General features: G+C 58.5%; 11 protein-coding genes. 1 reads left to right on the top strand and 10 read right to left on the bottom strand.

Going from position 1 to position 13212, the window contains the following annotated elements; all coding sequences use genetic code 11:
* The first annotated feature begins 1 nt into the window (after nucleotide 1).
* Nucleotides 2-763, top strand: a complete 762-nt coding sequence (locus CI807_RS15310; RefSeq protein ID WP_095015230.1) for a glycosyltransferase family 2 protein — start codon at nucleotides 2-4, stop codon at nucleotides 761-763.
* 138 nt (nucleotides 764-901) lie between these two features.
* Here the strand turns inward: CI807_RS15310 and CI807_RS15305 are convergent, their stop codons facing one another.
* The 10 genes from CI807_RS15305 to gyrA all read right to left on the bottom strand — a co-directional run bounded on the left by CI807_RS15305 (nucleotide 902) and on the right by gyrA (nucleotide 12940).
* Complete coding sequence (locus CI807_RS15305) at nucleotides 902-1135, bottom strand: lipopolysaccharide assembly protein LapA domain-containing protein (protein ID WP_095015229.1); 234 nt, start codon at nucleotides 1133-1135, stop codon at nucleotides 902-904.
* A 24-nt stretch (nucleotides 1136-1159) separates the two neighbouring features.
* Nucleotides 1160-1456, bottom strand: a complete 297-nt coding sequence (gene ihfB / locus CI807_RS15300) for an integration host factor subunit beta (protein WP_003218804.1) — start codon at nucleotides 1454-1456, stop codon at nucleotides 1160-1162.
* Between the two features lie 132 nt (nucleotides 1457-1588).
* A complete protein-coding gene (locus tag CI807_RS15295; RefSeq protein ID WP_095015228.1) occupies nucleotides 1589-1873 on the bottom strand; it encodes a hypothetical protein in 285 nt (94 codons plus the stop codon).
* A 163-nt stretch (nucleotides 1874-2036) separates the two neighbouring features.
* A complete protein-coding gene (gene rpsA / locus CI807_RS15290; protein WP_016975322.1) occupies nucleotides 2037-3722 on the bottom strand; it encodes a 30S ribosomal protein S1 in 1686 nt (561 codons plus the stop codon).
* Between the two features lie 120 nt (nucleotides 3723-3842).
* Nucleotides 3843-4532, bottom strand: coding sequence for a (d)CMP kinase (gene cmk / locus CI807_RS15285; RefSeq protein WP_003172653.1), 690 nt, complete (start codon nucleotides 4530-4532; stop codon nucleotides 3843-3845).
* Nucleotides 4529-6739 carry a bifunctional prephenate dehydrogenase/3-phosphoshikimate 1-carboxyvinyltransferase gene (locus CI807_RS15280; protein WP_256578789.1) on the bottom strand — a complete coding sequence of 737 codons (2211 nt, stop codon included), beginning with the start codon at nucleotides 6737-6739 and terminating at the stop codon, nucleotides 4529-4531. Before CI807_RS15280 ends, cmk begins: the two co-directional genes overlap by 4 nt.
* Nucleotides 6740-6767: 28 nt before the next feature.
* Nucleotides 6768-7880, bottom strand: coding sequence for a histidinol-phosphate transaminase (hisC, locus tag CI807_RS15275; protein ID WP_095015226.1), 1113 nt, complete (start codon nucleotides 7878-7880; stop codon nucleotides 6768-6770).
* A 9-nt stretch (nucleotides 7881-7889) separates the two neighbouring features.
* Nucleotides 7890-8984 (bottom strand): prephenate dehydratase, encoded by a 1095-nt coding sequence (gene pheA, locus CI807_RS15270; RefSeq protein WP_003172650.1) that lies wholly within the window; start codon nucleotides 8982-8984, stop codon nucleotides 7890-7892.
* Nucleotides 8984-10069 carry a 3-phosphoserine/phosphohydroxythreonine transaminase gene (gene serC / locus CI807_RS15265; RefSeq protein ID WP_095015225.1) on the bottom strand — a complete coding sequence of 362 codons (1086 nt, stop codon included), beginning with the start codon at nucleotides 10067-10069 and terminating at the stop codon, nucleotides 8984-8986. Before serC ends, pheA begins: the two co-directional genes overlap by 1 nt.
* A 216-nt stretch (nucleotides 10070-10285) precedes the next feature.
* Entirely contained in the window at nucleotides 10286-12940 is a 2655-nt protein-coding gene (gyrA, locus tag CI807_RS15260) for a DNA gyrase subunit A (protein ID WP_005786294.1), read from the bottom strand.
* Nucleotides 12941-13212: the final 272 nt, after the last annotated feature.

Below are 13212 nucleotides of genomic sequence, written 5' to 3'. Positions count from 1 at the left end.
CTTGAAGCTATCAATTATTACGGTCTGCTATAACAGCGCAAGTACGATTCGAGACACGATAGAGTCCGTTTTTTCACAAGACCACTGCGACATTGAATATATCGTGGTAGATGGGGGCTCTAAAGACGGGACTCAGGCGATTGTCGAGTCTTATGGCGAACGTATCAGCCGCTTTATCAGCGAACCGGACAAAGGCCTGTACGACGCGATGAATAAAGGCGTAGCGTTGGCTACAGGTGATGTCATCGGCATATTGAACTCCGACGACTTTTACGAAAATTCCACCAGCGCGTCTTCCGTGGTGAAAGCATTCGAACGCAACCCAGAAAGCGACGTTGTGTTTGGTGACGTTGTTTTTGTGAATGCGCCTGACCTGCAAAAAGTGACACGCTTTTACCGCGGCAATCGTTTCGCTCCATGGAAATTGCGCTTTGGCTGGATGCCGCCTCACCCAGCAACGTTCATTCGTAAATCAGCCTACACAAAAGTGGGCTTGTACTCCTTGAAGTACAGGATTTCTGCTGATTACGAATTTTTTGTGCGGCTTTTTATGGTGCAGCGCCTTAAGTACTCTTATCTGGATAAGGTGTTAGTTCGCATGCGATCAGGAGGTGCCAGCACAGCCGGACTCAAAAGTAGCTTGAAGCTGAATATGGAGATCGTCGAAGCCTGTCGCGCAAACGGAGTTTATACCAACTTACCTTCGCTGTTGCTCAAGTTGCCGTTCAAGCTGTACGAACTGCGCAAACGTCCCAAGAATTGAGCCAAGTAGCAGAGCGTGAAAGTCCGATTTAGCGGGCCGGAGAAAATGCTTGAAGTGCTCGTCACAAGATCGAGGCGAGCCTGACTCTAAATGCGATCGCCGGCTACATTGACCGCAATGCAAAAGAGCGGGCCCGCGTTATACCACTTGCTTGCGACGCACCTTGCGTCTGACCAGCCCCCCAAGGACAGGACTTATCAACATACCGACAATCAATGCTAGCGTAACAAATACCGCCACCGGCAGTTGCGCGGTGCTCCAGCCCAGGAATGACAACGTAGTGCCTTGCTGATTTTCCAGCACGAATGTCAGCACCGCCAAACCAGCGAGAAGCATCACCAACATCAATAAAACGCGCTTGACCCCACGCATAACCTTCCCCTACTCCAAAACCAATCAGACGCCTTCTTCCTCGTCTTCGTTCACACGATCACGCAATTCCTTACCCGGCTTGAAGTGAGGTACGAACTTGCCGTCAAGACTGACGGACTGGCCGGTTTTCGGATTACGGCCCACACGCGGCGCGCGATAGTGAAGGGAAAAGCTCCCAAACCCACGGATCTCAATGCGATCCCCGGTCGCCAGGCATTGGGACATTTGCTCAAGCATGGTCTTGATAGCCAGCTCGACATCCTTGGATGAGAGCAGCCCTTGATGGGTGACAATTCGTTCAATCAACTCCGACTTCGTCATATTTTTCCCTTCTTTTTCAAGCAGCTAGGAAAAGCGCTTCGAAGGTTTTAGCATGACTCGATGAATTTGAACAGCCCATGCATAAACTTATCTGCCGGTTGAATAAACACCCGTATCGAACGTGCGATACGCTCAATTACAGATAACCAGCATCGTCCGCGTCACTGCGCCGGCGGGGTTCCAGCCGAAGAGAGAGTCACCCTCTTCATCCTTGGCGTCGCTGGACCTGGTGACGACCTTGTAGCCTTGCATCTTGCACTCTCGGGCGGCGCGCTTTTCACACTTCTGCCAGTTGTTGCCAAGCCCTGAGCAGTCGATCTCGATGCCACTGACGCCGCGCTTGGCGTGAGTCTTGGCGCTGGTAGTGGAGCAGCCTGCAAGCATTACCAATGCGAGTATTACGATAAGCCTGTTCATTTAAATCCTTATTGAAGCTACAACACGGGAACCGCTTTTTTCTTAAGACTATAGCCAGTTCTGACACTGAGCTGAACGCCTTGGTTCTAGGTTGTTGATTCAACGAATTTCAGGCACAAAAAAGGGCGACCGAAGTCGCCCTTTTTCTACAGCCTTACAGAACTTAGTTCTGCTTAGCCATTGCTTCGCGCAGCAGGGAGGCCATAGTGGTCTCGCCTTGTGCAGCTTCCGGAGCAGATTTCAGGCTCTGGATAGCTTCTTTCTCTTCAACTTCGTCTTTCGACTTGATGGAGAGTTGGATTACGCGGCTCTTGCGATCAACGCTGATGATCTTGGCTTCTACTTCCTGGCCTTCTTTCAGAACGTTGCGCGCGTCTTCAACGCGGTCACGGCTGATTTCGGAGGCTTTCAGAGTCGCTTCGATATCGTCGGCCAGAACGATGATGGCGCCTTTAGCGTCAACTTCTTTCACAGTGCCTTTAACGATTGCGCCTTTGTCGTTCTCTTGAACGTACTCGGAGAACGGATCGCTTTCCAGTTGCTTGATACCCAGGGAGATACGCTCGCGCTCTGGGTCAACCGACAGGATAACGGTGTCCAGCTCGTCGCCCTTCTTGAAACGACGAACAGCTTCTTCGCCCACTTCGTTCCAGGAGATGTCGGACAGGTGAACCAGGCCGTCGATGCCGCCGTCCAGACCAATGAAGATACCGAAATCGGTGATCGACTTGATGGTGCCGGAGATTTTATCGCCCTTGTTGAACTGGCCAGAGAAATCTTCCCATGGGTTAGATTTGCACTGCTTGATGCCCAGGGAGATACGACGACGCTCTTCGTCGATGTCCAGAACCATAACTTCCACTTCGTCGCCGACTTGTACGACTTTCGAAGGGTGGATGTTTTTGTTGGTCCAGTCCATTTCGGAAACGTGTACCAGGCCTTCCACGCCTTCTTCCAGCTCAGCGAAGCAGCCGTAGTCGGTCAGGTTGGTAACACGCGCGGTAACGCGAGTGCTTTCTGGGTAACGGGCTTTGATAGCAACCCATGGATCTTCACCCAGTTGCTTCAGGCCCAGGGAAACACGGTTGCGCTCGCGATCGTATTTCAGAACCTTGACATCGATCTCGTCGCCAACGTTGACGATTTCGGAAGGATGCTTGATACGCTTCCAAGCCATGTCGGTAATGTGCAGCAGGCCATCCACGCCACCCAGGTCGACGAATGCGCCGTAGTCGGTGAGGTTTTTGACGATACCTTTGACTTGCTGGCCTTCCTGCAGGGATTCCAGCAGAGCTTCACGCTCGGCGGAGTTCTCTGCTTCCAGGACGCTGCGACGGGAAACGACAACGTTGTTGCGCTTCTGGTCGAGTTTGATGACCTTGAATTCGAGTTCTTTGCCTTCCAGGTGCGTGGTGTCGCGCACAGGACGAACGTCGACCAAAGAACCTGGCAGGAACGCACGGATGCCGTTAACGTCGACAGTGAAGCCGCCTTTAACCTTACCGTTGATAACGCCCTTGACCACTTCTTCAGCTGCGAAGGCTGCTTCGAGAACAATCCAGCATTCAGCGCGCTTGGCTTTTTCACGGGACAGCTTGGTTTCACCGAAACCGTCTTCAACCGAGTCCAGAGCAACGTGAACTTCGTCACCGACATTGATAGTCAGGTCACCAGCATCGTTGTAGAACTGTTCCAGCGGGATCAGAGCTTCAGACTTCAGACCAGCGTGAACGGTTACCCAGCGAGCTTGGTAATCGATATCAACGATAACACCGGTGATGATGGAGCCTGCCTGAAGGTTCAGGGTTTTTAGGCTTTCTTCAAAGAGTTCCGCAAAGCTTTCGCTCATTTTAATTCCTGTTGATAAGGGCGAAGAATACGCCCATCTCCACACCCCAGACGGTGTGGGTCAGTTTCAGTTAAAAGAAGCCACCGCAGGACTATGACTGGTCCCCTGCGGCCTTCTTGATCACCCGGCGATATCGCGAATGGCGATTTCACTCAAGATGCGTTCCAGCACCTGCTCGATGGACAACTCCGTGGAATCCAGTTGTATGGCATCAGCCGCCGGCTTGAGCGGGGCTACTGCGCGCTGGGTATCACGCTCATCGCGTGCACGGATCTCATCTAGCAGACTCGACAGACTAACACCATCGACTTTGCCCTTCAACTGCAAGTAGCGGCGGCGAGCCCGTTCCTCGGCGCTGGCGGTCAGGAAAATCTTCAAGGGCGCCTCGGGAAACACCACGGTACCCATATCACGACCATCGGCCACCAGGCCCGGCGGCTCTTGAAAAGCCCGCTGACGCTGCAGCAGCGCATCACGCACGGCCGGCAGCGCGGCAACCTGGGATGCCCAGGAACCCACTTGTTCGTTGCGCAGGTCATCCGTCACATCGTCCCCTTCAAGGATGATGCGCTGGGGATGACCTTCCGTCGCACCGACAAACTGCACATCAAGGTGCGCCGCCAGCAGCTTCAGGGATTCTTCGTTGGTCAGGTCGACGCCATGGTTGCGTGCGGCGAATGCCAGCAGACGGTATAGCGCGCCGGAATCCAGCAGGCACCAGCCCAGGCGCTTGGCCAGGATGCCGGCGATCGTGCCTTTGCCCGAGCCGCTTGGCCCGTCGATGGTAATCACCGGTGCTTTGATATTCACAATTGAGCCTCTTGGGCAACACGGATGCCGACATGGGCACACAGTGTAAGAAAATTCGGAAAAGACGTAGCAACATTGGCGCAGTCACGGATACGAATCGGCGCCGCCGCCCGTAGGGAAGCCACGCTGAACGCCATGGCAATGCGGTGATCACCATGGGCATGCACGTCGCCACCGCCCATCGGGCCACCGTCAATGATAATCCCATCAGGGGTCGGTTCACACTTCACGCCCAACGCCAGCAGACCATCGGCCATGACCTGGATACGATCGGACTCCTTCACGCGCAGCTCTGAAGCGCCACGCAACACCGTTCGTCCCTCGGCACAAGCCGCCGCGACGAACAACACCGGAAACTCATCGATCGCCAACGGCACCAGCGCTTCAGGAATCTCGATCCCTTTCAACGCTACCGCTCTTACGCGCAGATCCGCGACAGGCTCACCACCCACCTCACGCTGGTTCTCCAGGGTGATATCCGCGCCCATCAGTCTCAGGATATCGATCACGCCGGTACGCGTCGGATTGACCCCCACATGCTCCAGCAGCAGTTCAGAACCCTCGGCAATCGAGGCCGCCACCAGGAAAAACGCCGAAGAAGAAATATCCCCCGGCACTTCTATATGGGCAGCCGTCAGCGCATGACCGGACGCCACCGACGCCGTCGCACCCTCCACCGCCACCGGATAACCAAAGCCGCGCAACATGCGCTCGGTGTGGTCGCGGGTCGGCGCAGGCTCGGTCACCGCGGTTTTGCCTTCAGCGTACAACCCGGCCAGCAATAGGCAGGATTTGACCTGGGCACTGGCCATCGGCATTGCGTAAGCCAGGCCTTTCAACGACTGGCCACCACGAATGGTCAGCGGCGGACGCCCTTCTGGCCCTGTCTCGATCACCGCACCCATTTCCCGCAGGGGCTTGGCTACGCGATTCATCGGACGCTTGGAGAGGGACGCGTCACCGGTCAGCACACTGTCGAAGCTCTGCGCTGCTAGCAAACCGGACAGCAGGCGCATGGAAGTCCCGGAATTACCGAGATAAATCGGTCCCGGCGCCGGTTTCAGGCCATTTAGCCCGACACCATGAATGGTTACGCGCCCATGGTGCGGGCCTTCAATCACCACGCCCATGTCGCGAAACGCCTGTAAGGTCGCCAGGGCATCTTCGCCTTCAAGGAAACCCTCAACCTCAGTCACACCCTCAGCCAACGAACCCAGCATGATCGACCGATGGGAAATCGACTTGTCGCCCGGCATCCGAATGCTTCCGCTCAAGCGGCCACCCGGTTCGGCGAGGAAGGTCAACTCATCAGCGTTCACAGCGGTTTCCATGTAGGCCCGGCGCGCCAGGATCTTGCTGAAATGCTCACGCGCCACCCGCGCACGGGTGAACACGCCCAATAATTGACGGCCATCTCCGGCATCAACCGCATCGCGCAAGGCGTCGAGGTCGCTGCGGAAGGTGTCCAGGGTGCGCAACACCGCTTCGCGATTGGCGAGGAAGATGTCGTGCCACATCACCGGGTCGCTACCGGCAATCCGCGTGAAATCACGGAAGCCACCGGCGGCGTAACGGAAAATCTCGAGGTTTTCGTTGCGCTTGGCCAGGGAGTCCACCAGGCCAAATGCGAGCAAATGCGGCAGATGACTGGTCGCGGCCAGCACTTCGTCATGACGCTCGACCTGCATATGCTCGACATCCGCGCCCAGCTCACGCCACAGGCGATCCACCACCGCCAACGCAGCAGGATCGGTTTGCGCAAGCGGCGTCAGGATGACTTTATGGCGACGGAACAACTGCGCATTGGACGCCTCCACCCCGCTCTGCTCGGAGCCGGCAATCGGATGCCCCGGCACGAAGCGTGCGGGCATACCGCCAAAGGCCCGTTGCGCCGCGCGCACCACATTGCCTTTGGCACTGCCGACGTCCGTCAGGATCGCCTGCCCCAGGTCCATGCCTGCCAGTACGGCGAGCAATTTCTCCATGGCCAGGATCGGCACGGCCAACTGGATCACGTCAGCGCCCTGACACGCGAGCGCCAGGTCCGCCTCACAACGATCCACCACGCCCAACTCAACCGCCAGCTTGCGCGATTGCGGGTCCAGGTCCACACCGACCACTTCGCCACACAGCCCGCTTTCACGCAGGCCTTTGGCAAAAGATCCGCCGATCAATCCCAGACCGACCACCACCAGGCGACCGATCATAGGCACAGCAGGTTGCAATGCAGTGACATCAACCACGGGCCAGAACCTTGGCCAGCGCCTCCAGGAAGCGGGCGTTTTCTGCCGGCAGACCGATGGTAATACGCAGGTGGTTCGGCATGCCGTAGTTGGCGGTCGGACGCACGATCACGCCTTCGCGCAACAGGCCCTGGAACACCGGCGCAGCCACTTGGCCTAGATCAACACAAATGAAGTTGCCCTTGGACGGAATCCAGCCCAGCCCCAGCTCACGGAAGCCTTCCTGCAGTTGCAGCATGCCGCTTTCGTTGATGCGACGACCTTCTTCCAGGTACTCGGCATCCTTCACCGCAGCACAGGCCGCCGCCAGGGCGAGACTGTTGACGTTGAACGGCTGGCGCACACGGTTCAGCACATCGGCAACTACAGCAGTGGACAGGCCATAGCCGACCCGCAGCGACGCCAGGCCATAAGCCTTGGAGAACGTGCGCGAAACCAGCAGGTTCGGGTAGGCCGCCAGGAAATCCAGGCCGTTCGGCATATCACTGCCTTCGGCATATTCGATGTAGGCCTCGTCCAGCACGACCAGCACGTGTTCCGGCACGTCTTGCAGGAAGTCGTTCAACGCCTGTGCGTCGAACCAGGTGCCGGTCGGGTTGTTCGGGTTGGCGATAAACACCACCCGGGTCTGGGCGTCGATGGCCGCCAGCATGGCTGGCAGGTCGTGCCCCCAATCCTTCGCAGGAACAACGCGCGCATCAGCGCCGACCGCCTGGGTCACGATCGGATAGACCGCAAACGCGTGCTCGCTGAACACCGCGTTCAAGCCTGGCGCCAGGTACGCACGACCAACCAGCTCAAGAATGTCGTTGGAGCCGTTGCCCAGGGTGACCTGGCTCAGCTCGACCCGGCATTTTTCCGCCAGCAGTGACTTGAGGGCAAAACCGTTGCCATCGGGGTAGCGGGTCAGTTCAGCCAGCGCTTCACGAATCGCCGCCAACACTTTTGGGCTCGGGCCCAGCGGGTTTTCGTTACTGGCCAGCTTGACGATGTTCGCCGGATCCAGGTTCAACTCACGCGCCAACTCGTCCACAGGCTTGCCCGGAACGTAGGGCGACAGTTGTTGCACGCCCGGCTGAGCCAGGGCGAGGAAGTTGCCACTCATGTTAAAGCCTCACAAAACCGCTTTCGGGTAAGAGCCCAGCACTTTGAGTGCCACGGCTTCCTGACTGATTTTCTCCAGCACACCTTTGACCAGCGGGTCGCGGTGGTGGCCGATGAAGTCGATAAAGAACACGTAAGTCCATTTACCGCTGCGCGACGGACGAGTCTCGATGCGCGTCAGGTCAATCCCGTTATCGTGGAACGGCACCAGCAGCTCATGCAGCGCGCCGGGCTTGTTGCTCATAGAGACGATGATGGACGTCTTGTCGTCGCCGGTCGGCGGCACTTCCTGGCTACCGATCATCAGGAAGCGCGTGGAGTTGTCCGGGCGGTCCTCGATTTTCTCGGCCAGGCGCGTCAGGCCATACAGGCCCGCTGCCATATCACCGGCGATAGCTGCCGAATTCCACTCACCCTTGACGCGCTTGGCTGCCTCGGCGTTGCTGGAGACCGCCACACGCTCGACGTTCGGGTAGTGCGCGTCCAGCCACTTGCGGCACTGGGCCAGGGACTGGGCGTGGGAGTAGATACGGCTGATGCTGTCGGTCTTGGTGTTCTCGCCCACCAGCAGGTGATGGTGGATGCGCAGTTCGACTTCGCCGCAGATCACCATGTCATGTTCGAGGAAGCTGTCCAGCGTGTGGTTGACCGCGCCCTCGGTGGAGTTTTCCACCGGCACCACGCCAAAATTCACCGCTCCAGCCGCCACTTCACGGAACACTTCGTCGATCGCCGCCATTGGCTTGCTGATCACCGCGTGGCCGAAATGCTTCATGGCCGCCGCTTGGGTGAAAGTGCCTTCAGGACCGAGGTAAGCCACTTTCAGCGGCTGCTCCAGGGCCAGGCACGACGACATGATTTCGCGGAACAACCGCGCCATCTCTTCGTTGCCCAGCGGGCCTTTATTGCGCTCCATGACACGCTTGAGCACCTGGGCTTCACGCTCCGGACGGTAGAACACCGGCACTTCGCCTTCAGCCAGGGACGCCATCTTCACCCGTGCCACTTCCTGGGCGCACCGCGCGCGCTCACTGATCAGCTCCAGGACTTTCTCGTCCAGGCTATCAATGCGTACGCGCAGGGCCTTGAGTTCTTGCTCAGACATTAGCCGTGTTCCTTTTCGAACTCCGCCATGTAGGCAACCAGCGCGTTGATCGCGTGGATGTCGACGGCGTTGTAAATGGACGCGCGCATGCCACCGACCGAACGGTGACCTTTGAGGTTCAGCAAGCCACGTTCGTCGGCACCGACCAGGAATGGCTTGTCCAGACGGTCGTCAGCCAGGCGGAACGGCACGTTCATCCACGAGCGGTCAGTAAGGTTGATCGGGTTGCTGTACAGGCCGCTGGCATCGATGAAGTCGTACAGGGTGCGTTTCTTCACTTCGTTGAGCTTGCCCATGGCGGCCACACCGCCCTGCTCTTTCAGCCATTCGAACACCAGGCCGGAGAGGTACCAGGCAAACGCCGGCGGCGTGTTGTACATCGAGCCGTTATCGGCCGCGACCTTGTAGTTGAGCATGGTCGGGCACAGCGAACGGGCGCGACCGAGCAGATCTTCACGGATGATGTTGACCAGGATGCCGCTCGGACCGATGTTCTTCTGCGCGCCGGCGTAGATCATGCCGTACTTGGACACATCGATCGGGCGCGAGAGGATGTCCGAGGACATGTCGCACACCAACGGAACGTCACCCACTTCCGGCACCCAGTCGAACTCCAGGCCGCCGATGGTTTCGTTGGCGACGTAGTGCACGTAGGCCGCGTCCTTCGACAGCTTCCACTCGTTCTGACCGGGAATGGCGAAGTAGTCGTAAGGCTTGGCGGTACCCGCGACATTCACGTGACCGTAACGAGAGGCCTCTTCAATGGCCTTCTGGCCCCAGATGCCCGTGTCGATATAGTCAGCCGTGCCGTCTTCCGGCAACAGGTTCAGCGGGATCTGGGCGAACTGCTGACTGGCGCCGCCCTGCAGGAACAGCACTTTGTAGTTGGATGGGATGTCCAGCAAGTCGCGCAGGTCCTGCTCGGCCTTGGTGGCGATGGACACGAACTCATCGCTGCGATGGCTCATTTCCATCACGGAGAGGCCTTTTCCATGCCAGTCGAGGAGTTCACCCTGCGCACGCTGCAGGACTGCTTCAGGAAGCGCCGCGGGACCGGCACAGAAGTTATAGGCTCTCTTGCTCACATCCAATCTCACTCTGATCTGGTGGGGCTGCAATCGTATTCGGCAACACTCTTTTGTTGGAGCGGACCGTTGTGGGAGCTGGCTTGCCTGCGATACAGGCGCCTCGGTATTTCAGTGATACCGCGGTGATGCCATCGCAGGCAAGCCAGCTCCCACATGTTTCAAAGGGGACAAACAACAAGGGGGCGAATCTTCATCCGCCCCCTGTGTGTCCGCTTATTCCTGCGGTTCTTCTTCGTCTGCGGCAGCGTCGAGGGTCGGCTCGTCGACGTTGTCATCGCCGGCTGCGATCACCTCGCCGTCAAACTCTTCACCTTCCAGCTCCTCGCCTTCGACTTCCGACGGCTCCTGGACACGCTCCAGGCCGACCAGTTTTTCGTCCTTGGCCAGCTTGATCAGGGTCACGCCCTGGGTGTTACGACCCAGGCTCGACACTTCAGCCACACGGGTACGTACCAGTGTGCCCTGGTCGGAAATCAGCATGATCTCCTCGCCGTCGAGCACCTGCACCGCGCCGACCAGACGGCCGTTGCGGTCGTTGCTGACCATGGCGATCACGCCTTGGCCGCCACGCTTGTACTCCGGGAACTCGCTGATGGCCGTACGCTTGCCGTAACCACGCTCGGAAGCGGTGAGGATCTGGCTGCCTTCTTCCGGGATCAGCATCGAAATCAGCTTCTGCCCTTCCGGCAGACGCATGCCGCGCACACCACGGGCGGTACGGCCCATGGCGCGAACGTCGGATTCCTTGAAGCGCGTGACCTTGCCGCCGTCGGAGAACAGCATGACTTCACGCTCACCATCAGTGATGGCAGCGGAGATCAGTACGTCGCCTTCGTCCAGCTCCAGAGCGATCAGACCCACGCTGCGCTGACGGCTGAAGGATTCCAGCGGGGTCTTCTTCACGGTGCCTTTGGCGGTGGCCATGAAGATGAAGTGACCTTCGGTGTATTCCTCGACCGGCAGCATTGTGGTGATGTACTCATCACTGTCCAGCGGCAGCAGGTTGACCAGCGGACGACCACGGGCGGCACGGGAGGCTTCCGGGATTTCGTAGGTTTTCAGCCAGTACACCTTGCCCTTGCTGGAGAACAGCAGCAGCGTCGTGTGGCTGTTGGCGACCAACAGGTGAGCGATGTAGTCCTCATCCTTCACGCCGGTAGCAGATTTACCTTTACCGCCACGACGCTGGGCCTGGTACGCCGCCAATGGCTGGGTCTTGGCATAACCGCCGTGGGAGATAGTCACCACGCGCTCTTCTTCCGGGATCATGTCACCCAGGGTCAGATCGAGGCGCGCGTCGAGAATCTCGGTGCGACGCACGTCGCCGTATTCGGCGCGGATCACTTCCAGTTCTTCGCGGATCACTTCCATCAGGCGCACGGCGCTGCTGAGGATGCGGATCAACTCGCCGATCTGGTTGAGGATCTCCTGGTACTCGGCCAGCAGCTTCTCGTGCTCCAGGCCGGTCAGGCGGTGCAGGCGCAGTTCCAGGATGGCCTGAGCCTGTTCCGGGGACAGGAAGTACTTGCCTTCGCGCAGGCCGTATTGTGGGTCCAGGGTCTCTGGACGGCACGAATCGGCACCGGCACGTTCAACCATGGCCACCACGGCGCTGGATTCCCAAGGCGTGCTGATCAGCGCTTCCTTGGCTTCCGACGGGGTTGGCGACGCTTTGATCAGGGCAATGACCGGGTCGATGTTCGACAGCGCAACCGCCTGGCCTTCCAGGATGTGCCCACGCTCGCGGGCCTTGCGCAGTTCGAACACGGTACGGCGGGTCACTACTTCACGACGGTGACGAACGAAAGCTTCCAGCAGATCCTTGAGGTTCAGGATGCGCGGGCGGCCGTCGATCAGTGCAACCACGTTGATACCAAACACGCTTTGTAGCTGGGTCTGGGCGTAGAGGTTGTTGAGGATCACCTCAGGCACTTCGCCACGACGCAGCTCGATCACCACGCGCATCCCGTCTTTGTCGGACTCGTCGCGCAGCTCGGTGATGCCTTCAAGCTTCTTCTCTTTAACCAGCTCGGCGATCTTCTCGATCAGACGCGCTTTGTTCAGCTGGTACGGGAGTTCGGTGATGACGATCTGCTGACGGCCACCGACCTTGTCGATGTCTTCGATCATCGAGCGGGCGCGCATGTAAATGCGGCCACGACCGGTGCGGTAGGCTTCGATGATGCCGGCGCGACCGTTGATGATCGCGGCGGTCGGGAAGTCCGGACCAGGGATGTATTGCATCAGCTCATCGACGGTCAGCTCAGGGTTGTCGATGAGGGCCAGGCAACCGTCGATGACTTCACCGAGGTTGTGCGGCGGGATGTTGGTCGCCATGCCCACGGCGATACCGCTGGAACCGTTGACCAGCAGGTTGGGGATCTTGGTCGGCATGACCGCCGGGATCATTTCGGTGCCGTCGTAGTTCGGCACCCAGTCCACGGTTTCTTTATGCAGGTCGGCCAGCAGCTCGTGCGCCAGCTTGGTCATGCGCACTTCGGTGTATCGCATGGCCGCGGCGTTGTCGCCGTCGACCGAACCGAAGTTGCCCTGGCCGTCTACCAGCAGGTAGCGCAGGGAAAACGGCTGGGCCATCCGAACGATGGTGTCGTACACCGCAGTGTCGCCGTGAGGGTGATACTTACCGATCACGTCACCGACAACACGGGCAGATTTCTTGTACGGCTTGTTCCAGTCGTTACCCAGCTCGCTCATCGCGAACAGCACACGCCGGTGCACGGGCTTCAAGCCATCGCGCGCATCAGGCAGTGCCCGACCGACAATTACGCTCATCGCGTAGTCGAGGTAGGACTGTTTCAGCTCGTCTTCGATATTGACCGGGAGGATTTCTTTGGCCAGTTCGCCCATGAGAAGCCTGATTCCTTTTTCGGGTGAAACCTCGTCACATCCATATGGGACGAACGAAGCTCGCCGTTGCCGGCAAAGCGCCTGACAACGACTTACGACAAATCAACGAGTTATGACACGGATCTGCACGTTATAGGCCACCCCTCGGGGCAACCCTGGAAACCGCCGGATGTTATCACAATCGCCGCCACGCACCTATCCCCCTGATGCGCATGGTGTGTAGTTAGTTGACCAATGACAGGCTTACTGAGCCCGAGAGGCGCTCTGAGGCT

This window comes from Pseudomonas sp. NS1(2017), from assembly GCF_002269425.1.
Classification (GTDB): Bacteria; Pseudomonadota; Gammaproteobacteria; order Pseudomonadales; family Pseudomonadaceae; genus Aquipseudomonas; species Aquipseudomonas reactans.
The sequence above is the reverse complement of the archived record's forward strand: the minus strand, read 5'-3'. Positions and strand labels throughout refer to the sequence as shown.

Coding starts and splice junctions, on each gene's coding strand:
- CI807_RS15305 (WP_095015229.1), bottom strand. CDS start 1,135: ATGCGTGGGGTCAAGCGCGTTTTATTGATGTTGGTGATGCTTCTCGCT.
- ihfB (WP_003218804.1), bottom strand. CDS start 1,456: ATGACGAAGTCGGAGTTGATTGAACGAATTGTCACCCATCAAGGGCTG.
- CI807_RS15295 (WP_095015228.1), bottom strand. CDS start 1,873: ATGAACAGGCTTATCGTAATACTCGCATTGGTAATGCTTGCAGGCTGC.
- rpsA (WP_016975322.1), bottom strand. CDS start 3,722: ATGAGCGAAAGCTTTGCGGAACTCTTTGAAGAAAGCCTAAAAACCCTG.
- CI807_RS15280 (WP_256578789.1), bottom strand. CDS start 6,739: ATGATCGGTCGCCTGGTGGTGGTCGGTCTGGGATTGATCGGCGGATCT.
- hisC (WP_095015226.1), bottom strand. CDS start 7,880: ATGAGTGGCAACTTCCTCGCCCTGGCTCAGCCGGGCGTGCAACAACTG.
- pheA (WP_003172650.1), bottom strand. CDS start 8,984: ATGTCTGAGCAAGAACTCAAGGCCCTGCGCGTACGCATTGATAGCCTG.
- gyrA (WP_005786294.1), bottom strand. CDS start 12,940: ATGGGCGAACTGGCCAAAGAAATCCTCCCGGTCAATATCGAAGACGAG.